The sequence below is a fragment of the Pseudobdellovibrio sp. HCB154 genome, assembly GCF_046267985.1.
In the GTDB taxonomy this organism is placed as follows: domain Bacteria; phylum Bdellovibrionota; class Bdellovibrionia; order Bdellovibrionales; family Bdellovibrionaceae; genus Pseudobdellovibrio.
On the sequence record NZ_CP176530.1, the window covers coordinates 1,052,169 to 1,072,870 of the forward strand.

The 20,702-nt window shown below is 39.9% G+C and carries 19 protein-coding genes, 1 tRNA gene and 1 pseudogene; 14 read left to right on the forward strand and 7 right to left on the reverse strand.

Features of this window, described 5'->3' with window-relative positions; genetic code table 11:
- Window positions 1-80: 80 nt before the first annotated feature.
- Window positions 81-407 carry a HesB/IscA family protein gene (locus tag ACKWCF_RS05225; RefSeq protein ID WP_409479648.1) on the reverse strand — a complete coding sequence of 109 codons (327 nt, stop codon included), beginning with the start codon at window positions 405-407 and terminating at the stop codon, window positions 81-83.
- A 69-nt stretch (window positions 408-476) separates the two neighbouring features.
- A complete protein-coding gene (locus ACKWCF_RS05230; protein WP_409479649.1) occupies window positions 477-881 on the reverse strand; it encodes a hypothetical protein in 405 nt (134 codons plus the stop codon).
- A gap of 108 nt (window positions 882-989) precedes the next feature.
- Here ACKWCF_RS05230 and ACKWCF_RS05235 point away from each other — a divergent pair, with 108 nt between their 5' ends.
- From ACKWCF_RS05235 to ACKWCF_RS05260, 6 genes are all read left to right on the forward strand, one after another.
- Entirely contained in the window at window positions 990-3,251 is a 2,262-nt protein-coding gene (locus tag ACKWCF_RS05235; RefSeq protein WP_409479650.1) for a vitamin B12-dependent ribonucleotide reductase, read from the forward strand.
- A 115-nt stretch (window positions 3,252-3,366) separates the two neighbouring features.
- Window positions 3,367-3,750 (forward strand): response regulator, encoded by a 384-nt coding sequence (locus tag ACKWCF_RS05240; RefSeq protein ID WP_409479651.1) that lies wholly within the window; start codon window positions 3,367-3,369, stop codon window positions 3,748-3,750.
- Window positions 3,750-4,586: a hypothetical protein gene (locus ACKWCF_RS05245; RefSeq protein ID WP_409479652.1), complete on the forward strand. Its 837-nt coding sequence runs from the start codon at window positions 3,750-3,752 to the stop codon at window positions 4,584-4,586. The genes ACKWCF_RS05240 and ACKWCF_RS05245 overlap by 1 nt, the downstream gene beginning before the upstream one ends.
- Window positions 4,587-4,606: 20 nt before the next feature.
- A complete protein-coding gene (locus ACKWCF_RS05250; protein WP_409479653.1) occupies window positions 4,607-5,671 on the forward strand; it encodes a DUF748 domain-containing protein in 1,065 nt (354 codons plus the stop codon).
- A 152-nt stretch (window positions 5,672-5,823) separates the two neighbouring features.
- On the forward strand, window positions 5,824-6,054 hold the full coding sequence (locus ACKWCF_RS05255; protein ID WP_409479654.1) for a hypothetical protein: 231 nt from the start codon (window positions 5,824-5,826) through the stop codon (window positions 6,052-6,054).
- Between the two features lie 215 nt (window positions 6,055-6,269).
- Window positions 6,270-6,809, forward strand: a complete 540-nt coding sequence (locus tag ACKWCF_RS05260; protein ID WP_409479655.1) for a hypothetical protein — start codon at window positions 6,270-6,272, stop codon at window positions 6,807-6,809.
- A gap of 117 nt (window positions 6,810-6,926) precedes the next feature.
- On the opposite strand, the gene ACKWCF_RS05265 is transcribed toward ACKWCF_RS05260, so the two are convergent.
- Entirely contained in the window at window positions 6,927-9,170 is a 2,244-nt protein-coding gene (locus ACKWCF_RS05265) for a glutamine synthetase III (protein WP_409479656.1), read from the reverse strand.
- A 216-nt stretch (window positions 9,171-9,386) separates the two neighbouring features.
- On the opposite strand from ACKWCF_RS05265, the gene ACKWCF_RS05270 reads away from it, so the two are divergent.
- Window positions 9,387-10,061 carry a PilZ domain-containing protein gene (locus tag ACKWCF_RS05270; protein WP_409479657.1) on the forward strand — a complete coding sequence of 225 codons (675 nt, stop codon included), beginning with the start codon at window positions 9,387-9,389 and terminating at the stop codon, window positions 10,059-10,061.
- On the opposite strand, the gene ACKWCF_RS05275 is transcribed toward ACKWCF_RS05270, so the two are convergent.
- Window positions 10,051-11,208 carry a competence/damage-inducible protein A gene (locus tag ACKWCF_RS05275; RefSeq protein WP_409479658.1) on the reverse strand — a complete coding sequence of 386 codons (1,158 nt, stop codon included), beginning with the start codon at window positions 11,206-11,208 and terminating at the stop codon, window positions 10,051-10,053. The genes ACKWCF_RS05270 and ACKWCF_RS05275 overlap by 11 nt on opposite strands.
- A 79-nt stretch (window positions 11,209-11,287) precedes the next feature.
- Between ACKWCF_RS05275 and ACKWCF_RS05280 the strand changes: the two genes are divergently transcribed.
- The 3 genes from ACKWCF_RS05280 to ACKWCF_RS05290 all read left to right on the forward strand — a co-directional run bounded on the left by ACKWCF_RS05280 (window position 11,288) and on the right by ACKWCF_RS05290 (window position 13,782).
- Entirely contained in the window at window positions 11,288-12,487 is a 1,200-nt protein-coding gene (locus tag ACKWCF_RS05280; RefSeq protein ID WP_409479659.1) for an acyl-CoA dehydrogenase family protein, read from the forward strand.
- A 6-nt stretch (window positions 12,488-12,493) separates the two neighbouring features.
- A complete protein-coding gene (locus ACKWCF_RS05285; protein WP_409479660.1) occupies window positions 12,494-13,204 on the forward strand; it encodes a TrmH family RNA methyltransferase in 711 nt (236 codons plus the stop codon).
- A 116-nt stretch (window positions 13,205-13,320) separates the two neighbouring features.
- Window positions 13,321-13,782: a hypothetical protein gene (locus ACKWCF_RS05290; RefSeq protein WP_409479661.1), complete on the forward strand. Its 462-nt coding sequence runs from the start codon at window positions 13,321-13,323 to the stop codon at window positions 13,780-13,782.
- 49 nt (window positions 13,783-13,831) lie between these two features.
- Here ACKWCF_RS05290 and ACKWCF_RS05295 read toward each other — a convergent pair whose 3' ends face one another.
- Window positions 13,832-15,412: a pseudouridine synthase gene (locus ACKWCF_RS05295; RefSeq protein WP_409479662.1), complete on the reverse strand. Its 1,581-nt coding sequence runs from the start codon at window positions 15,410-15,412 to the stop codon at window positions 13,832-13,834.
- Window positions 15,413-15,507: 95 nt separating this feature from the next.
- Here ACKWCF_RS05295 and ACKWCF_RS05300 point away from each other — a divergent pair, with 95 nt between their 5' ends.
- From ACKWCF_RS05300 to ACKWCF_RS05310, 3 genes are read left to right on the forward strand one after another with little or no spacing between them, the layout of a single operon-like run.
- Entirely contained in the window at window positions 15,508-16,089 is a 582-nt protein-coding gene (locus ACKWCF_RS05300) for a LemA family protein (RefSeq protein WP_409479663.1), read from the forward strand.
- 46 nt (window positions 16,090-16,135) lie between these two features.
- The gene (locus ACKWCF_RS05305; protein WP_409479664.1) at window positions 16,136-16,912 is read left to right on the forward strand and encodes a TPM domain-containing protein; all 777 of its coding nucleotides are present in this window, start codon (window positions 16,136-16,138) and stop codon (window positions 16,910-16,912) included.
- A 9-nt stretch (window positions 16,913-16,921) separates the two neighbouring features.
- Window positions 16,922-17,566 carry a hypothetical protein gene (locus ACKWCF_RS05310; RefSeq protein ID WP_409479665.1) on the forward strand — a complete coding sequence of 215 codons (645 nt, stop codon included), beginning with the start codon at window positions 16,922-16,924 and terminating at the stop codon, window positions 17,564-17,566.
- Here the strand turns inward: ACKWCF_RS05310 and ACKWCF_RS05315 are convergent, their stop codons facing one another.
- Window positions 17,567-18,241 carry an O-methyltransferase gene (locus ACKWCF_RS05315; RefSeq protein ID WP_409479666.1) on the reverse strand — a complete coding sequence of 225 codons (675 nt, stop codon included), beginning with the start codon at window positions 18,239-18,241 and terminating at the stop codon, window positions 17,567-17,569.
- 132 nt (window positions 18,242-18,373) lie between these two features.
- Between ACKWCF_RS05315 and ACKWCF_RS05320 the strand changes: the two genes are divergently transcribed.
- Window positions 18,374-18,449, forward strand: a tRNA-Arg gene (locus ACKWCF_RS05320).
- Between the two features lie 596 nt (window positions 18,450-19,045).
- On the opposite strand, the pseudogene ACKWCF_RS05325 reads toward ACKWCF_RS05320, so the two are convergent.
- Window positions 19,046-20,179 (reverse strand): annotated as a pseudogene (locus ACKWCF_RS05325) (recombinase family protein); the annotation flags it as partial.
- Between the last annotated feature and the right edge of the window lie 523 nt (window positions 20,180-20,702).

Sequence of the window (20,702 nt, forward strand, 5' to 3'; positions counted from 1 at the left end):
GTTATACAGTTCCTGCATCCGGCAGGATTTTAAATGTATGTGGACGTCGTAGAAGAGGAAACCTTTAGATTAGGGAATCGTTATACGTTGAAGCTTGAACCGCAACCACAATTCTTCGTGGCGTTCGGGTTATTGAATACAAAGCCTTTTCCGTTTAGTCCGCCAGAAAAATCCAGCGTCATCCCAATTAAATACAGAAGACTTTGGCCATCAACAATGAGTTTTTGTCCGTTTGATTCAAAGACTTGGTCGCCCTCTTTGGCCTCAGTACCGAAATCCATTTTATACGATAAACCAGAGCAACCGCCTTTTTTTACTTCGACTCGTAAGGCGGCAGATTCAGGTTTGCCTTCCTCTTTTTTGAGGGCGGCTAATTTGGATGCTGCGGATTCTGAAATTTGAATCATGGGTCCACTATACCCCAAGATAGAGGCTTTGGCTAGGACCCATATAGACTTTAAATAGATTATATCGAATTAGAAGTGTTTAATAGCTTCGCCCCAAACATGGATTTGAACTGAGTCTTGTTTGAAGTTCAGCATGAAATCGCCCGAATCTGAACCTTCAAATGCTGGCCAGTACACAATTTCGATTTGGCAGCGTTGACCCGGAGCCAATGTACCAGTGCAGCTAGTGCGACCTCTGAAATCAAAACTTCCGAATGCATTAAAGCTTACATAATCAAGATTTTCGTCACCAGTGTTTGAGATCGTCCAACGAACAGGATTGTAAGAGTTTACAAATACACGGCCAAACCAGTGCGAGGTGTAATCTTGTGCAGAAACAGATTCTACTTCAGGAGTTACTTCGATCTGAACTGCAGCATGAACTGCTTGAGTTAAGCAAAGAGTAGCTGCAATAGCTAAAATAAATTTTGTCATATGAAATCCCTTTCACAAGTGGTGTTCGGCTAAGCCGATATATATTTACTAAATTGCATCAACTTTTTTTACCTTTGTCCAACAAAGATATTGTGCTTCAATATTTTTATGGCCAAATCACTCCCGTTTTTTCAACCGTATTTCACTGCGAACCGTAAGTCTCCGTATTTTAAAGCGAAATCTTACGAGGCTGTGATCAAAGATCAGCAAAATCGCATCTATTTTGAAAAACACGGTGTGGCAGCTCCCGAACATTGGTCACAAACAGCGGTGGATATCGCTGCCAGTAAGTATTTTCGTAAATCTGAAAAGGGCGAAAACTCCATATTTGCCCTTGTAAACCGAATCGCTGCGGGGCTAAAAACCGCAAGCCAAAACGCCAAACTTTTTAAAAGCTCAAAAGAATTAGAATCATTTATTTCTGAAATTAAGTTTCATCTTTTAAACCAATCAGCCGCCTTTAACTCTCCAGTGTGGTTTAACTGTGGTCTTTATGAGGCTTATAAAGTTTCATCGAAAAGCCATCACTTTGCCTGGGATTATAAATCTAAAAAAATCGCTGAAATCACAGATGCTTTTAAGCGCCCACAGTGTTCGGCCTGTTTTATTCAATCGGTCGATGACTCTTTAGAATCTATTTTCGACTTAGTAAAAACTGAAGCCAAACTTTTTAAATACGGTTCTGGTTCAGGTACAAATTTTTCGACTTTAAGAAGTAAATACGAAAATTTAAATTCTGGTGGCACAAGCTCAGGTTTGATTTCATTCTTAGAGATCTTAGATAAATCAGCAGGAGCGATTAAGTCAGGCGGCACAACCCGCAGAGCCGCTAAAATGGTTTGTGTCGATATGGATCATCCTGAAATTTCTGAATTCATTTCATGGAAAATGAAAGAAGAAAAAAAGGCCCATGCTTTAATTGCCCAAGGTTATTCGGCGGAACTTGACGGGGAGTCGTATCACACAGTTTCTGGCCAAAATGCGAATAACTCAGTTCGTATTTCTAATAAATTCATGCACGCTTTAGAAAAGAATGCCCAGTGGTCATTGCGGTCACGCGTGAATGGCAAACCCGTTTCTGAAGTAAGTTCTGATCAGTTATGGCAGCAGCTTTGTAAAGCCGCTTGGAACTGCGCCGATCCTGGAGTGCAGTTTAGCGATACGATTAATAAATTTCATACATGTAAAGAAACAGCACCAATCAACGCGAGTAATCCATGTTCAGAATATATGTTCTTGGATGATTCGGCTTGTAATTTAGCTTCACTTAACCTGGTTAAATTTTTCGATCAATCAAAAGCTAATGATGAAAAATTTAAAATTCATGAATTTCTAATTACCGTAAAAACGTTTATCTTAGCGCAAGAATTTTTAGTTGATTACGCGAGTTACCCAACTGAAAAAATCGCTAAGAACTCACATGATTACCGTCCGTTAGGTTTAGGTTATGCCAACCTTGGAAGTTTAATCATGCAAATGGGTTTAGGTTATGACAGTGATCACGCTAGAGCTTTTGCCGGTGCAGTGACGGCGATGATGACAGGTATGGCTTATTACACGAGTAGCGAGCTTGCGGCGAAATTAAAGCCATTTCCAGGTTTTAAGAAAAATAAAAAATCGATGATGGGTGTGATGAAGCTTCACCAAAAAGCTTTAAAAGATATCCAGTGGGATTTGCTTCCTTCATCGTATAAAGAAATCTGTCATGAGCTTTGGGCCGACGTGATTGAGATGGGTGAAAAGCACGGCTTTAGAAATGCCCAAGTTACAGTGATTGCCCCAACGGGTACAATCGGACTTGTGATGGATTGTGATACCACAGGTATTGAGCCTGATTTTTCATTGATCAAACATAAAAAACTATCTGGTGGCGGGCAGCTTAAAATCGTTAACCAATCTGTGAAAATCGCTTTGGATAATTTAGGCTATTCTGAAGTTGACCGTGATAAAATATTATTTCAAATCGAAAGCGGCGAAGACTTTATCGCTAGCAATATTTTAAAACCTGAACATAAGAAAATATTTTTTACCGCCGCAGGCACAACTCATACGGGTGATGATGTGTTGTCTCCTGATGCGCATATTCTGATGATGGCCGCTGTTCAGCCGTTTATTTCAGGAGCCATTTCAAAAACAGTGAACCTTCCTAACTCGGCTACGGAAAAAGATATTGCCGAAGTTTACCATAAAGCGTGGCGATTGAATTTAAAGGCTGTGGCTATTTACCGCGATGGAAGTAAATTTGTACAACCGTTAAATCGAAATAAATCAGAGTTCCCAGCTTGTACTGAGTGCGGAAGCCCTACGGTGCTTGAATCGGGTTGTTATCGTTGTCTAAATTGCGGAACAACAACGGCCTGTTCAAGCTAATCTTAACAAAAGCTGTTAAGGTATGGTTAAAATGCCCCATTTGTTACTATGAAATTACGTGAACCCTAGGAGCTAGTTCTAGGAAAGCGTTTATAGTTGTGGTATTTCAGTCGGCATGCAAGCCGGACCAACAATTCTAGTTATGGATGATGACATTGATTTACTTGAAGTACTTCAAGAAACACTTGTCACTTTATGTAAAGTTGATCAGGTGATTACTGCAACATCTATGGAGTCTGTTCAACAGCAGAAAGATAAAATCCTAAACTGCGAATTGGCTATTCTTGACGTGAACTTAGGTGCGGAGAGACCTTCAGGCGTTAATGTCGCCGAATGGTTACGTGCTAATGGCTTCAAAGGTAAAATCGTTTTTTTGACAGGCCATGCGGTTTCTGACCCTGAAGTGTTGGCGGCGACACGTATGCCTAACACGAAGGTTGTGGCCAAGCCTATTGGGCTTCCGCAGTTATTAGGTTTTGTTGAAGGAATTCACGCTTAATGATCAAACGAGTTTCTGAATCTCATATGGAAGCTTATCGCACAATGGTCTTTGCAACCATTGCTTCATTTTTTGTTCAGACAATTTTTGTTTTTATCGACGGGGCCGCGATTGGCGAAATCATGATTTTACTCAATGCTACTCATGCAGCCCTAGCTGTAGCTATCGGAGTTTGGTTGTATGCAAATCGTCGTAATATTCCATCGACAAAATCTTTAGAAATTGGATTTTTTATTTTATCGGCTCCATTTATTATTACGACGTGGATGGGCGAGTCGTTAGGTTTACAACTGGGGCAGTTGCGCCAGCCGTTAGTTCCATTTCAGTTTTTATGTATTTACATTGCGGTGTTATCACCGGGTCGGGTGTGGATTGCCGCTTGTGAAATTTTTGTTTCATTAGTTTTTGCCGTCGCGTTTTGGTTTTTTCTAAAAGACCAATTTCCGTTAACGGGTGTAACAGGGGAGCCTTGGGCCACATTAACTTACGGCCTTATTTCACTCATGATGTTAGGGGCGCGTGCTTACCGTAAGCGCCTTATTCAAAACTTAGAGAAAAGCCGTGCTGAAGCTGAAGCTTTTGAGCGTGCAGCCAGATTATTCTTAGCGGTGCGTGACCGCGCGAATTCGCCGTTACAAGTTATTAATTTATGCGCGACTCTTATTGAATCGCGTAACCCTGAAGAAATAGAAACAGTTGAACGTTTGCGTCGTTCACTGTTAAAGCTTCAGGGCCTAACCGAAATCTTAGCCGAGACTGACGTGTGGCGCGAAACCTACGAAGCCGGCGGCGATATTTCCAAAGAAATCGATAAAACATTTTCAAAGCTGGTTTAGTTCTTGCTCGAATTTCTTCTATGAAATTCATCCGTAAACTTTTAATTATTGTTTTGATTCTGGGGGCTATTCGGTTACTTATTCCTGTTGCAGCATTGACAGGAATTAACTACGCCCTACGCCATAAAAACGAAGACTATACCGGGCATTTAAAAGATCTAGATTTGGCGATTCTGCGCGGGCAGATTACTCTTAAAAATCTGCATATCGAAAAGAAAAATAAACCTCAGGCTTTGCAGATTGATGTAGCAAATACAAAAGTAAATTACTCGTGGCAAAAGCTTTGGAATAAAAACGCTGTCGCTATAATTGCTATTGATGGTGCGAATATAGTGATGACTGAAATTCCTAAAGTGAAGCCCCCTAAGCCTGACGAGATGAGTTTTACTAAGATTAGAAAACTTCTAGCCGATTCAAAATGGTCTTCAGAGATTTCTCAATTTTCTGTGCGCAATGCGAACGTTAAATTTGTCGTGCCAGAAGCGAAAGTGCCTTTATCGGTAAATCGCATTGCCATCGATATTTCTAATGTACATTTATCTCCAGCGAAGAATTGGCAGTTAGCTCGTGTTAAGATTGAATCGTACTTACAAGGCCAGGGCCGCATGTTGTTAACGGGACAAACCCAGCCTTTAGCTGACCCCGTATTGGCCGACATGAATTTTTCAATTGTTGATTTTGATTTAAAAACTTTAAATGGCTTACTTTTGAAAATTCTTCCGATGGATTTAACACGCGGAAAATTTTCGACTTATATCGAAGCAGCCAGTGAAAAAGGTCACAGCAATGGCTATGCAAAACTATTTTTTGATGACATTGACGTAGTCTCAAATCCACAAAAGTTAAAATCGGGCAGGCATTTCGTTATCGAAGCTGCCGCAGCTGTCGGAAACTGGATTTTAAAAAATGATAAAGAAAAGACAGTAGCTCTTAATTTACCTTTTAAAATTAAGCACGATAACGTGGTTCTAAATACTTCGGATGCTTTCTGGTCTGCGCTAGAAAATAAACGTGATGAGCTTGATCGTAAGTTTGATAACACCATCAGTTTTGCGCAAAATCGCAGTGAAAAACTACTAGAGTAAGAAAGTTTGCCCATTGTGCCTCACTAATTTAGGTTACGGGGAATAATTCCCGGAAGGTTTGGGCCTTTTCTAATCTGGAAGTCATGGCGTATGGCGCTTTAATTGCTTAACGAAACACGAACGCAACTTAAATTCCAGATAAGAAGGACAACATGCCTCAAACGCAGACAAGCAAAAGCCAGGTCACACGTAAAAGTCACATGAATAAAGACGACATGTCGAAAGCTACGCCAACCAGCCGCCCTCGCGATGATATTAGAACGGCCTATGGTGGGGATGAAAACCGCGGTCCAGCAAGAAATCATAAGTCCAAATCCGCTAAGGGCGGGCGAGTTAAGGGACGCAGACTTCCTGCGGATTCTGATAAAACGCCGATTCGTTAGATGCGGTCGGCCAGACCCACATTGGAACCTTCGAAAAATAAAACCAAATATAATCAAGTCCGAAATGGAACTGATGGGATAAAAACTTCCTTGTTCAAAATTTGACGACGAAAAAAATAGACGGACAGAGTGAGATTGTTTAGAAAAAGTCTGTCAATTTTATTTTATTTACCTAATTTTAGGAGTCGCGCCAAAGGCGCGCAGAAAGATAACTTATGAAATACTTATTAATGGTCATCGCAGTTATGGCTTTAGCTCAAACAGCAAAAGCACAATCTTGGCAGTACATGCCAGAGAACATGGCGCTGGTTAAAGAAAGTTTAAATAAGGATCTTTATACATCTAATAACATGAGCGTGAATTTTTCATTATCTAAAAACCGCGAAGTGGCTCACTTGCTAATTTTTAGTAATCTTTGCCCTAAAATCGAAGGCGGTATTTCTTGTTTAGCAATGCCTACGACAATTTTAAATGCGACATACACTCTTAAGCATGTTGAAACTGATGCTTGCGGCATTCAAACTTTTGTTTCTAATAACGTTGAAGTTGGTAGCCGTTTTATGAAAAACCAACGTCGTTTCGCTCAAGTACGTATTAAAGATTTTTCTAAATCAGTTTGCGAAATGATTTATACAGCTGATGTTCAAGTGGATTTAAAAGACACAACTTTAGATTCTGAATTAGATAAAGTTGAAATTCACTATTCTACATTAACATTTAATTATTTTAAAGAAAGTGGCCCTGTAACTCAGTAGTTGTTGTCTGACTTACAGTCTCTCTTAAAACTAAAAGAGGCGATCGAAAGATCGCCTCTTTTTTTTTGGATTAATCCAGCGAAGCCCGAAGGCTTCGCATCTTCGGCGTCCGCCGACCTAAGCTAACGTATTAGCTAAAAGCATTTCGCGGTATTTTGGAAGTGGCCAGAATTCATCGGCAACGATGTTTTCAGCTTGGTCACAAGCCGCACGTAACTTAAAGCTTTGTGGCTGTAATTGATCTACGATATCACGCATACGTTTTTCTTCGTCGTGTGATTTTTTCGATTTATCAATCATACCTTTGAATTTTTCTAATTCCATAAGCACATTGCCTAAGACAGTGTCTAACGTATTTAAACGTGTCTCATGAAGTTTCGCTGTAGCTTTTGAAGGAATCGCTGCGTGAGCTGCTGCTAACGCTGCAAATTGTTTTTCAATCGCCGGTACAACATAAGTTTCAGCTAATTCGATTAAAGCTAAATGCTCGATATCTAAAGTTTTCACATAACGTTCAACCGCGATGTGGTAACGAGAACCGATCTCTTCTTGAGTTAATACATTTGTATCAACTAAGAACTGTGTTTTCTTTTTGTCTTTAAACATCTCTAAAGCGGCTGGAGTTGTGTTTAAAATCGGAAGACCACGTTTTTTAGCTTCAGCTTTCCATTCGTCAGAGTAACCGTTGCCGCTGAAACGAATATGTTTAGTTTCTTTCACCACTTGGCGAACTAGTTCCATAACAGCTTCATCGCGTTTTTTCTTTTTAAGAAGGTCTTTTAATCTTGCAGAGCACTCTTTGAAAGAAGCAGCTACCGCAGCATTTAAGATCGACATTGGAACAGCTACGTTTTGAGTTGAACCGACGGCGCGGAATTCGAATTTGTTTCCAGTGAAAGCAAATGGCGAAGTGCGGTTGCGGTCAGTGTAGTCTTTAGAAACATTAGGAATTTTGTTAACGCCTAAATCAATAATAGACTGTTCAGTGGCTTTTAAAGTTTTGCCGGCATCAATCGTATTTAAGATGTCTTCTAATAAACTTCCTAAGAACGCTGAAATGATCGCTGGAGGAGCTTCATTTGCTCCTAAACGGTGATCATTACCAGGAGAAGCAATCGCTGCGCGTAATACGGCTGCATTGTCATGAACGGCTTTTAATGTCACAGCTAAACAAGCTAAGAAACGTAAGTTTTGGTGAGGTGTATTTCCTGGTTCAAGTAAGTTTTCACCTTTGTCGTTCGCCATTGACCAGTTGTTGTGTTTGCCTGATCCATTAACGCCGGCGAATGGTTTTTCGTGCAATAAGCACACTAAACCGTGTTTTAAAGCTGTACGCTTTAAAACTTCCATTGTTAATAAGTTGTGATCTGAAGCGATATTCATATCTTCAAAGATCGGTGCTAATTCGAATTGGCTTGGAGCCACTTCGTTATGGCGAGTTTTAATAGGTACACCTAATTTATATAATTCAAATTCAACTTCTTGCATGAACTGAGTAATGCGAGAAGGAATAGCTCCGAAGTAGTGATCTTCTAATTGTTGGCCACGAGCTGCCGGGGAACCAACTAATGTTCTACCAGTCATGATTAAGTCTGGGCGTAAGGCTACGAAGTTTTTATCAACTAAGAAGTACTCTTGTTCAGCGCCTAAAGTTGTAGAGATTTTTTTTACATCTACATCACCTAATAATTTTAAGAACTCACAACCAGCTGTTGAAATTGCTTCTGTTGAACGTAATAAAGGCGTTTTGTTATCTAATGCTTGGCCATGGTATCCGAAGAATACTGTCGGAATACATAATGTTTTACCGTTACCTTCTTCAATGATAAATAATGGAGAAGATGGATCCCAAGCTGTATAACCACGCGCTTCGAAAGTTGAACGCATGCCGCCTGAAGGAAATGACGATGCATCTGGTTCACCTTGGATTAATTGTCCGCCAGTGAATCTTTCGATGACGCGAAGTTCTGAGTGATTAGAGTGTTGGATTGTGATGAAGGCATCATGTTTTTCAGCTGTTGAACCCGTCATCGGTTGGAACCAGTGACAGTAGTGAGTAACACCTTTAGTGATCGCCCATTCTTTAATAGCAGAGGCCACAGCTTCAGCTGTTTCTTTTGGAAGTTTTTTACCTTGCTCTAAAGTTTTTAATAAATTGCTGTAAGCATCCTTAGGAAGTTTCTCGCGCATCTGTGCAAGACCAAAAGTCATACAACCAAAGTATTCAGAAATCGGAGATTCTTTTCCGAACTGATCTTTGATTTTTGCGATTGAGTTTGTTCTTGTTTCGATAGCGCTTTTGAAAGCATTTAGGCGCGCGTTTGCAGCAGTAGACGCTGCAGACTCATTTTGAGTTTGCATAACAGGGCTCCTTCAGTCTCTAAGAACATCTGCTCTTAGAAAGTTAAAATTGTGAGAGGGAAAGCTTGTAGAATAATAAAACTCTAACAAATCAATCCACGGACATCAGGCTATCGCGGAGTGGGGCATTTCGCAAGAGGGTATGGTCTAAATAGTTTTGGGATTATTCATTGCTTCATAGAGCTTTTTATCTAAAACTAATTATATGAGGTTTAGATGACTAATAACCAATTTAAAAAGGTAACTCGCCTGGAAGTTGACCGGATTTTAACCCATGGAGTATTTCAGAAATGCCAGCTCAGCCTGAATTTTGCCAATTCACAAAAGGTTATTAAGGTAAAACTAGCCACAATTCCAGAAGATAAGTTTAAAAGAATTTATATTCTTCCCCAAGAAGTTGAAGATCTTAAAGATAAGTTATGTGCTTTTAGTTTTAAAATCGGTACACAGATGTATTTCTTTAAAGCGCGAATTAGATTTAACCAGCGCGGTTTTTATGTCGAAGCTCCTAATGATCAGACGTATGTGCTGGCGAGAAGAAAACATATTCGTTTTGAGGCACACCCTAAATTTCCGATATACTGTTCCGTGGTTGTTTCTAACGACGGTAAAGCCAAAGTGTCAGGCCAGCTTTTAAATATTTCAACAGCGGGAGCCAGTCTTCGTTTAGGCGAAGATCAAACGATTTTTAAAAAAGGTAATCCTGTGCACGCGTTAATTAAGCCAGAACAAAGTGCTGGTTTTGCTGTTCAGGGAACTGTTCGTTACGTAAAACAGAAAAACGGAAAACCCGCAGAAGTGGGGCTAGAGTTCGCAGCACTTGATGTTATGCAGACGAATAAAATTAATTCGATCTGCGAAGAGCTATCGTTTTATATTTTTACGCGTTAGTTACGTTTTTTACAAAAGTGATCAGCGCCATTTCAGCAAAGTATTGCTTGCGGCGTTCGATCATTAAAGGTGATTTAAGCGAAGCTTCAAGTTCAACGGTGAAGCTTTGACCGTTAAAGTTACCCATCACCACGGCGCGCTCTAAATTTTCATCCTGCGGGAATAACGCGATAAAGTTTTCTTCATGCGCGAAGAAGTCAGTATCTAACGGCTGCTGTGATTCTTTCCAAACCCAGTTTTTATATTTTTTTAATTCATTTGATAAACGGTGATGTAAAAATCCGCCGCTCACGAAATCGTAAAAACCAAACTCAGCGTTTGAAGTTAATTTAGCAAACGCCTGTGTGATATCAGCAAAGTTTTTTAAAGCTGTGGCTTTTTCTAAAACCTTATCGATTTTTTCAACGATGGCTTTGGCAAAGTTTTCTTGTGATTTGTAATAAGAAAATTTCACTTCAACGTACGGGTGATGAACGCGATAACCGACATCGTATTTTAAATCGGGCCAGCGGCCTTCAAAACAAGGTTCAACCATTTCAGCCACTTCTGATTCTGGTAAGCCTAATGTATCCCAAGCTTTTGTTAATTTTTTATCGAACAGTTGTGTTTCAACAAATAACCATTTTGCAATGGATTCACTCCAGATCGCTTCGATTTCTTTTGGCGGGCCAGGTAAGATAAAAACATCTTTTAAACCATGGGTTGTTTCAACTTCCATTTGAAAGCCGTTAGCAGTGCCTTGTGAATTATTTAAAACCACGGCACCTTCAGGAAAGTAGCATTGTTGTTTTTGAATATCTTTAACCGGAAGATTACGGCTTGTCATACGCACTTGGATTGACTGCCAAGATTTTTCATCAAACTGCATTTTCTTTTTAGACCACTCGCTGATCAGATCGCGGGTAAAGTCATCACTGGTAGGGCCAAGGCCGCCAGTTACGAAAATATAATCAGAATTTTGGGCGCAATAGTCTAAAGCTTTAAGGATTAAAGCACGATCGTCCGGAACCGTAAGCTGCATCGCTGTTTCAAGGCCAAAGGGAATAAGTTTGTCAGAAATCCAAGAGGCGTTCTTATTAGTGATTTGTCCGGTGGTTAATTCAGTGCCAACGCCTAAAATAGTGGCTTTTTTCGACCCTTTTTTCATAGCTAAATCCTTATTTTGACCTTTATCAAGCCAAACTCCTTTGCTACAGTCAAGCCATTCAAATTTTAGAGGTAGAGATATGAACACTGTTGATTTAAAAACTTTTGATTTAACTAATCCAACTGAAACGCACCAAATGTTGCGTGATACTTTAAAATCTTTTGTACAAGCTGAAGTTGAGCCACAAGCTCACGAGTTTGATAAAAAAGAACAGTTCAATTTACCGTTATTTAGAAAATTAGGTGAATTAGGTTTATTAGGAATCACAGTTCCTGAACAATACGGCGGATCAGGCTTAGACGCTTCGGCTGTTGTTTTAGTTCATGAAGAATTATCTGCTTCTGATCCAGGTTTTGCTTTAGCTTACCTTGCGCACGCTTTACTTTGCGTAAACAACTTAGCGGTTAACGGTTCTGAAGCGCAAAAACAAAAATACTTACCAAAACTTTCTTCTGGTGAATTCGTAGGTGCGATGGCCATGTCTGAACCAGATTACGGTACAGATGTTATGGGTATGCAAACGACAGCAACTAAAAAAGGCGACAAGTACGTTTTAAACGGCCGCAAAATGTGGATCACAAACGGTGCAATAGATGAAAACCGCACATCATGTGACGTAGTTTGGGTTTACGCTAAAACAGGCGAGAAAAACGGTCGTGCGCAATTATCAACATTCATCGTTGAAAAAGGCGACATGGGTTTCTACGTGGGTCAAAAAATCCACGACAAACTTGGAATGCGTGCATCTAACACGGCTGAATTAGTTTTTGAAAACTGCGAAATCCCAGCTGACCGCCTAGTAGGTCATGAAGGTGATTCAATGTTACATATGATGCGTAACCTTGAGCTTGAGCGCATCGGCTTAGCAGCAATGTCTTTAGGTATTGCTCGTCGTTCAATTGAAATTATGAATAAATACGCAAACGAGCGTAAATCTTTCGGTAAACCTTTAAGCTTCTACGGCCAAATTCAAAAGTATGTGGCTGATTCTTATGCTGAATACAAAGCAAGTTCTGCTTACGTGTATGATACAGCTCGTAAGCATGATCTTCATAAAGAAGGTAACCGTTTAGATTCAGACGGCGTGAAACTAGTAGCTACAACAATGGCTAAAAACGTTGCTGACCGTGCGATCCAAGTTCTTGGTGGTTTTGGTTATGTGGGCGAATACGTTGTTGAACGTCTATGGAGAGATTCTAAATTATTAGAAATCGGTGGCGGTACGCTAGAAGCGCACCAAAAAAATATCACACGCGATTTATCTCGTTTAGGTTTCTAATTTTAAATGAACAATCACTTTCCGTTAACGACTCCTTTAGAATACAAACCGGGGCACTCTGCTTCGGTTGAAACCATCATGGAAAAAATTTGGCCACTGCTTACTCCAGAGCGCCAAAGAAAAATTGAAAACGTAGCGGCTAAACGCTGCTTTTCAATTCCGGTGGTTTTAGAAAGTATTTATGACCGCGGAAATATTTCTGCGGTGATGCGTACAGCGGAAGGTTTAGGTTTTGCTAACTTTCACATTATCGAAACCCAAGAAAAATTTAAAAATTCTCAGCGAGTCACTCAAGGTGCTGATAAGTGGGTAGAAACTAAAAAGTGGAAATCAACTTCTGAAGCGGTTAAATATTTTAAAGATAATAAAATTCGTATCTGTGTGACTTCATTAGAAGCGGCTAAACCCCTTCATGAAGTGGATTTTTCAACGCCTTTAGCGCTTGTCTTGGGTAATGAAAAAGACGGGGTTTCTAAAGAAATGTTAGAGGCTGCCGACGAACGTGTGATTATTCCGATGCCGGGCTTTGTACAAAGTTTTAACATCTCGGTAGCCGGTGCTTTATGTCTTTATCAGATCTTCCAAAGCCGTTTACATCGACTTGGCAAAAACGAAGATATTACGCCTGAACAGATCTCGATTTTAAAGGCATCTTATGCCTTAAGAACCCTGGATTCAGCCGAAGACATTTTACGCCTAGCCGCTGAAAAAAAGTAGCGGCTATCTCGCAAAACCCTGCCTTAACCAAAAACTGACCCGTATAAATGCCCGCTGGTGGTATAAACACTCCTGTTTGAAGCAAAACAAAATAACCCAACCCTTTAGGAGTGTTTATGAAATTCGCTATGGCTTTATTAGTTACTACGATCGCAGCAACATCGGCTTTTGCCGAAACAGTGTGTTTAAACGCAAAACTAACTGAAAATTCTCGCCCAGGCATGAGCTGCGGTGATGTGGCAAAAATCTGCGTGAAAGGCTTTCAGCAAGACGATAATGCTCGTGTTGATGAGAAGATTAAAGGTGACTCATTAGTTTTAACTGATGCCAGCGGCAGATCTTTAAAAATGGCTTCAACGGGATCAACAGTTGATCATGATTCTGATGTGGATACTCACTTAGGTTTATCTTTTAGCAGCAAGAAAATTTCTGCCTATCTAGAAATCGAAACGGCTTATATGGACTATGATTCACGTGGTGAGATCATCGGTACATTCATCAATATGGAACTTTACAGAGCTTATAAAGTTGGAAATGACGTTGAAGTTCAACGTTGTGAATACGCTCTTTCTAAATAATTAGATTTTTAAAATCTAGTAAGTTAGCCGCGAGCCAAAATCCTTGCGGCTAATTTTTTTTGACGATCAAACCTTTTAAAAGATTGTCGTAAGCATCCGGAAATTCAAAATCTAAATCCGGTGTTGGTAATTCTTGAAATTTAAATTGGCCCTTAGGTAAAGCTTTTTCAAATTGCTTTTGAATGTCGTTTAAAGACCATTTTTCATAATTGCAGGTAAAAAGAATTAAGCCTTTGCCGTTTAAGCAAGACCACATCAGTTTGGCTAACTTTGGAAAGTCTTTATCTAACTTCCAAGTAGTCGTCTTTGTTCGGCCAAATGACGGTGGGTCACAGATAATGATATCCCACTTGCGGTTACGTTTGATTGAGCCCTCTAAGAATAACAATGAATCCTGCGCGAAGAATTCATGCTTTTCAGGATCGAGATTGTTGTGTTTAAAATTATCTTTCGACCAATCTAAAAATGTGCGACTGGCATCAACGGTTGTGATTTGTTTAGCTCCGCCAACACCCGCAGCTACAGAAAATAGTGACGTGTAAGAAAACAGGTTTAACGCTGTTTTACCTTTACTGTGGTCTTTAATAAATTGGCGGTTATCACGTTGATCTAAAAATAACCCTGGAGAAAAACCTTGGTCACGGCGAAGTTCAGCGATCAGACTATGTTCTTTTGCGGTCCATTTTTCTGGCGCTGCCTCGTAGTATAGATCTTTTTGTTCTTTGCCACCAACGCCAGTTCCACGATTGATCATATGGCGAACCACATAATCTAACTCATGCTTTTTACAAAACTCTGATAACGACGAAAGATCATCTTCTGTTGGCGCATCTTTTTTATACCAGTAAACCCAGATGATCGAGCCGTAAAGATCGGCTCTGATTTCAACCTCTTGGTTGGTGCGGTGGTATAAACGGTAAGTCTGACCTTTTTCTAAAGGCATAAACGCATTTAAATCTGAATATTCGTTAGCAACAAATTCACCTAAAAGCTCAACTCTGTTTTCAAAACAGTAGGGAAGTGGAGCTTTAAAGTTTTGAGTTTTGCCATCAAAGGAAAAAGTAATTTCAGCGGCATGAAGCGCTAAACGAAACCACGGGCTTCCGCCGTGTTCGTGATCACCTAAAACCGGAATACCGATTTTTTCAGCGTGCAGGCGAATTTGGTGCGGTTTACCTGTGATGGGTTCAGCTTTCCATAAGTAAATCGAATCAGAGATTTTTTTAACGAAAGTGAATTTCGTTTCTGAGTTATCTTCTTTACCCAAAACATTCGCGAACTTTTTATCAACTTTGTCGATATGCGATTTAACAGTGATGGCTTCGTCAGATTTTTTTAAAGTTTGATCGGTTAAAAAGAAGTAAGTTTTTTTAACGTCACGGCTTTCAAACTGTTGCGCTAACGCTGCTGCCGCAGTTTTATTTTTAGCGAACAGGATGAGTCCGCTTGTTTCTTTGTCAAGGCGGTGAACTACAAATAATTCTTGTTTAATTTTGCTCGATAATACTTCAACTAACCCCAACTGGTTCTCATTCACTCTGTGGGTGCGAAAGCCAGATCTTTTGTTGAAAACGACGAAATCAGGCAGGTCGGTAAAACGTAGATTGTAGGGGCTGCCAGTATTTTGCATAGAGTTAAAGATTAGCTGTTTCCTTTATTTCAAGCAAGCAGCTTGATAGATTGTTTTCACCAACTCAGATTGGCCTTTTCCTAAAGGGGAGAACTATGAAAAAAATTATCGTATTAGCTATGGCTTTATTTCTTACAGGTTGTGGTATCCAAAGCATTCCTCAACAAAAGAACGAAGTAGACGCCGCTTTAGCTGAAATCACTAACCAATATAAACGTCGTGCGGATTTAATTCCTAATTTAGTTAACGTTGTTAAAGGTTATGCAAGTCATGAAAGCAAAACATTAACTGATGTTGTTGAAGCGCGTGCTAAAGCCACTTCAGTACAAATCGATCCATCTAAAGTTTCAGCTGAAAAATTAGCTGAGTTTTCAAAAGCTCAAGGTGAATTATCACAGGCTTTAGGTCGTTTAATGGTTGTGAGCGAAAACTATCCTAACCTTAAAGCTGATCAAAACTTTCGTGATTTACAAGCGCAGTTAGAAGGCACTGAAAACCGCATCACTGTGGCTCGTAACCGTTACATCGAACACATTAAAGGTTTTAATAACTTAGTGTCGGTTCCGCCAACGAACATCACGAACATGATTATCTATCGTTATGAAAAAATGCCTCAGTGGGATGTTTCAGAAGCTGAAAAAACAACTAACGAAAAAGCTCCAGAAGTTAAATTCTAATTTTAAGCGTTAAGTGATAACTCATTTTAGAACCCTTCTTTTTGCCTTGGGATTTTTCTGGCTGACATTCGCGTCAGCCTTTGAGGTTCCTTCTTTAACTGGTCCTGTCGTTGATCGGGCGGGTATTCTTTCGTCGAATGAATCAGCGCAGATCTCTGAACGTCTTCACGCCATCAAAGCGCAAGGCGGAGCTCAGATCCAAGTTTTAATTATTCCAAGCCTTGAAGGCGAAGCCATTGAACAGGTTTCGATTCAAGTTTTTGATAAATGGAAACTAGGCGATGAGAAAAAAGATAACGGTGTTTTATTTGTAATAGTCACAAATGACCGCAAACTTCGTATTGAAGTGGGTCAGGGCCTTGAAGGTAATATTCCGGATATTATCGCAAAACGTATTGTGAGCGAAATCACCAGACCGATCTTTAAAGCCGGTAATTATTTTGCCGGAATATTTTTAACAACCGAAGCGATTAATCAGGCAGCTAATACTCCTGACGGTCAGATTTTTGATGTTTATAAATTTAAAGAAGAAATTTTAAATAATCCGTCTGTTGCGTTGTCAAAACGCGATCGCGGTAATTTAGCGGATCGTCATGAACAAGGTTCGTCAGATAAAAAGCTTTCAATGACCAAGGTTTTTTTAATCTTAGGCGTTCTTTGGCTTATTATTTTTATGTTCAGTCCGTCAACAGCGCTTTGGATTTTGCTTAATTTATTAAGTGGCGGCCGCGGAGGCGGTGGTGGTTACCGTGGCGGTGGCGGCGGTGGCTGGTCCGGCGGAGGAGGAAGCTCTTCCGGCGGTGGCGCCTCGGGTGATTGGTAGGAGTTGATCATGGGTAAAATTAAAATTGATGCCGCAAAAATTGAATCAGCTATTGCCGACTTCGAGCAAGCGGTTGATTTTGAATTAGTTCCTGTGATTGCAAAAAGCTCAACACCGACCTTACATGTGCCGTTTGTGATCAGTGCACTTTTAATGGTGTTCGTGTTCTTTGGCTTTGAGGCCTATTATCTTTCTCAGTGGCATGACTGGGAAGCTTCGATGATTATTCATGTGTTAGCGACATTGTTTGCAATCACACTGGTGATTGGGTTTATCTTAGCCCGCTTTAATGTAGTTCGTAGGCTTTTAACACCAGCGAAGTATCGTCATCAGTTTGCGCAACTTGAAGCTGAACAAGTGTTCTTAAAAAAGCATTTATTCGAAACAAAAGCGCATCAAGGTTTACTGTTATTTATTTCTTTAATGGAACACAGAATTGTTATTCTTCCGGATATGCGTTCTGACTTTGCAGATTCAAAAAAAATAAGCGAAGAAATTCTTAAAATTCTACAAGATGATTTCAAAGCGGGAAGCTACGAACTAGGTCTTTTAGAAGCGATTGAGCATCTAAAAAAGACCTTAAGCCCGAAATATCCAAAAACAAGTACCCACGGCAATCAACTTCCAAATAAGTTGATCTGGTGGGACGAGTAATTATTTTTTTCTAACAAACATTAAGCCATCGCCCACAGTTAATAGACAGCTATCAACGCGTGTATCTTGGCTAATTTTTAAATTTAAATTTCTAAGCGCCACTGTGGTTTCGTCTTGAACTGAATTATCAGCCACATCGCCACTCCAAAGCATATTATCTAAAATAATCACACCACCTGGGCGTAAGAGTTTTAAACAGGCTTCAAAGTAGTTGTGGTAATTTAATTTATCGGCATCGATAAAAGCGAAATCAAAAGTTCCGGCTTCAGTGGCATTTAAAGAATTTAAAGTTTCCATAGCTGGCGCAATTCTTAAATCAATTTTTTTATCAACGCCAGCCGCTGACCAATATGGTTTACCCATATCAGTCCATTCTGTGCTGATGTCGCAAGAAATGATTTTGCCATCGGCAGGCAAGGCTTTAGCAATTTTTAAGGCCGTGTAGCCTGTAAAAGTTCCGACTTCGATGGCTTTTTTGGCGTTTACCGTTTGAGCCATAAGACTTAAAAAACTTCCTACATCAGAGCTTGAAATCATGCCGCCTTGAGAGAGGCGAGTGGTGTCTTTACGTAATTGAGCTTCGATATCGTTTTCTACAGTGATTTTTTCGACCACGTAACGGGCAACTTGTTCGTTAGTGATTGTGCTTTTAACTTTTAAATCTGGTGAGGCCATTCAGAACTCCTTTTGGCTAAATCAGGGTCATTTTAAAGGAATACATAAGTGCATTACAAGTTGATTTGATTTTAGCTATCATTTACGATTTTTATGATAACGCGATGATAGCGTTGTCACAACGCACCTAATGCAGTCGTAGTTCAATGGATAGAATTCCCGGCTTCGAACCGGTAGGTTGCAGGTTCGAGTCCTGCCGACTGCACCATTTGTCAAGCGAGACGAACCCACACCCTTAAAAAAATTTAAATTCTGACTAGGTCCACCATGGACCGAAGGGTTTTCTTTTGTCTTTTTGCTACCAACGAAAAAAATCGCACCCAAGGTTTGACCCTTGAGTGCGTTATTATAGTGAGCTTGGCCCACGTGGAAATGAATTTCAAAACCATCTTTTAAGATTTCGATTTTATGAACGATTAATTTTATGATATCAGACCTCATCTTCGGGTCGTTTTCTCCTTTCACAATTAAGCTTTCTAAACCGCTTTTAAAAACTTCGTACGTTTCAAGTTTTAGAGGTTCTAAAACTTCAACTTTTTCTTTGACCTCTTTTGATTTAGCTACAAATCCCAACTTCTTGACCTGAAGCTCTTTCATCTGATCGACTATCGGCTGCATATCCATATCTTCGGGCAATTTACTTAGCCTTTCAGCTAATACCGTAATCTGACGTTCTAAAACCCCAATTTTTAAAGCAAGCTCCTTAGATTCATCATGAGTTTGGACATTTTCAGAAATAGCTTTGGCTCTGGCTAAAAGATTTTCAGTAAACGCTTGATCTAAAATGAATTTTTTAACTTCGGCCCAGACTGCGATTTCAAGTTTTTCAGCAGGAACTCTGCGCGGTGAATGTTTTAAAAGTTTTTCTTCTAAAACAGATTCATTTTTCTTGGTTGCAAGATGTTCGTAGTAGCCAAACTTTTTACCCGTATGACTTGTGGCACTAGCTCCTGACATTCGTTCGCCGCATTCTTTGCAGAAAGTGATTCCTGAAAGCAGAAAAGGATATTTGTTGTCATGAGTTTTTCTGTGACCACAGTTTTCCTTAAGCAGCTTTTGAACTTTATCAAAGGTTGCTGTATCAATGATTGGTTTCCAAACAGCTTTGACTTCGTCTGTGCCATTTTTAGTTTGAAACACCCGAACGCCAATATAAGCTTTATTGCTTAAGATCCGGTAAACATTTTCAAGTCGCAAATACTTAGCCCTTGGGCCACCGCCGCCACGCACTTCTTTTGGAATTTGAACTTTATTTGATGTAAGCCACTTACAAGTTGCAGCCAGTGTTTTTTCTTTCAAATAAGTTTTAAACATCAAATTCACAAGTTCAGCTTCTTCGGGAATGATAACCAAAGTCCCAGATTTATCGGGTCCTGCCATGTAGCCTAGCGGAATGCTTCCGCCATTATAAAGCCCGCGTTTTGCACGAGCTAGAAATGAATTCGACACCCTTTCAGCAGTTTGCCTACGCTCAAATTCTGCGATTGATGCCATCAAATTTAGTACCATTGAACCCGCAGCGCCACTTGTATCAAAATTTTCACGAATCGACATGAACTTGCAATCATGTTCCTTTAGAAAATCTTGAAGCAGGGCAAAATCTTTCGTCGATCTTGAAAACCTTGAAAGTTCTGTCACTAGCACTAAATCAATTTCGTGATTTTCAATAGCTCTAAGCATTTTCTGAAATGCAGGACGCTTCATATCTTTTGCCGATACGCCGGGGTCTGAGTACACAGTCGTGATTTCACCGAAAGGTTCAACCAAGTTTTTAAGGTTTACATACTCACGTAAGCGCTGTTCTTGATTTTTTATAGACCCTTCGGGATTTTCAGCTTGTTCTTCGGTGCTGACACGGGTGTAGATCGCAATTCTAAATATTTTAGCCACGTTTGACTTAGGACTACGGATATTCGATTTTTTGTATGAACGTTTCATTTGTCATAACTCCTGTTAGGTTTACTCAACCGGGAGCTATGTATTTTCGCAGGAACTAGAACTTCTGAGATCGGATGTTTTTGTTTTACCAATAAATCCCAAAGTTCTGCAAGTACATTGGAATAATCTGACTCCGTTAACGCATGGAGTTTTCGTGTAATCGATACGCATTTCCACTGATCACGTTTTGACATACCACCTCCTTTGTAAATTGATTAAGAGTTGATTCATTTAATTTGTTAAGTTGAATTTTTATTTTCATGTGACACCGACCTTTCATGTTTAGTTGTGTTTTGTTGATTTTTTGATTCCTGTTTTCTGTCTTCTTAGTTCCTAATACCTTAATATATATAATACCTACCTCCTCTTCCTATGCCTGATTATTTATTTACCCCCGTAGCGCTTTGCAGACCACTTTCCATCGTAGAGGGGGAGTGGTCTGCAAATTTAAGCGACGGGATCAGGGAAATAAATAATCAGGCAGGCTGTTTGATTTCAATGAGTTACGAGTTTTGACAACCCA

Coding starts and splice junctions, on each gene's coding strand:
- ACKWCF_RS05225 (WP_409479648.1), bottom strand. CDS start 407: ATGATTCAAATTTCAGAATCCGCAGCATCCAAATTAGCCGCCCTCAAA.
- ACKWCF_RS05230 (WP_409479649.1), bottom strand. CDS start 881: ATGACAAAATTTATTTTAGCTATTGCAGCTACTCTTTGCTTAACTCAA.
- ACKWCF_RS05235 (WP_409479650.1), top strand. CDS start 990: ATGGCCAAATCACTCCCGTTTTTTCAACCGTATTTCACTGCGAACCGT.
- ACKWCF_RS05240 (WP_409479651.1), top strand. CDS start 3,367: ATGCAAGCCGGACCAACAATTCTAGTTATGGATGATGACATTGATTTA.
- ACKWCF_RS05245 (WP_409479652.1), top strand. CDS start 3,750: ATGATCAAACGAGTTTCTGAATCTCATATGGAAGCTTATCGCACAATG.
- ACKWCF_RS05250 (WP_409479653.1), top strand. CDS start 4,607: ATGAAATTCATCCGTAAACTTTTAATTATTGTTTTGATTCTGGGGGCT.
- ACKWCF_RS05255 (WP_409479654.1), top strand. CDS start 5,824: ATGCCTCAAACGCAGACAAGCAAAAGCCAGGTCACACGTAAAAGTCAC.
- ACKWCF_RS05260 (WP_409479655.1), top strand. CDS start 6,270: ATGAAATACTTATTAATGGTCATCGCAGTTATGGCTTTAGCTCAAACA.
- ACKWCF_RS05265 (WP_409479656.1), bottom strand. CDS start 9,170: ATGCAAACTCAAAATGAGTCTGCAGCGTCTACTGCTGCAAACGCGCGC.
- ACKWCF_RS05270 (WP_409479657.1), top strand. CDS start 9,387: ATGACTAATAACCAATTTAAAAAGGTAACTCGCCTGGAAGTTGACCGG.
- ACKWCF_RS05275 (WP_409479658.1), bottom strand. CDS start 11,208: ATGAAAAAAGGGTCGAAAAAAGCCACTATTTTAGGCGTTGGCACTGAA.
- ACKWCF_RS05280 (WP_409479659.1), top strand. CDS start 11,288: ATGAACACTGTTGATTTAAAAACTTTTGATTTAACTAATCCAACTGAA.
- ACKWCF_RS05285 (WP_409479660.1), top strand. CDS start 12,494: ATGAACAATCACTTTCCGTTAACGACTCCTTTAGAATACAAACCGGGG.
- ACKWCF_RS05290 (WP_409479661.1), top strand. CDS start 13,321: ATGAAATTCGCTATGGCTTTATTAGTTACTACGATCGCAGCAACATCG.
- ACKWCF_RS05295 (WP_409479662.1), bottom strand. CDS start 15,412: ATGCAAAATACTGGCAGCCCCTACAATCTACGTTTTACCGACCTGCCT.
- ACKWCF_RS05300 (WP_409479663.1), top strand. CDS start 15,508: ATGAAAAAAATTATCGTATTAGCTATGGCTTTATTTCTTACAGGTTGT.
- ACKWCF_RS05310 (WP_409479665.1), top strand. CDS start 16,922: ATGGGTAAAATTAAAATTGATGCCGCAAAAATTGAATCAGCTATTGCC.
- ACKWCF_RS05315 (WP_409479666.1), bottom strand. CDS start 18,241: ATGGCCTCACCAGATTTAAAAGTTAAAAGCACAATCACTAACGAACAA.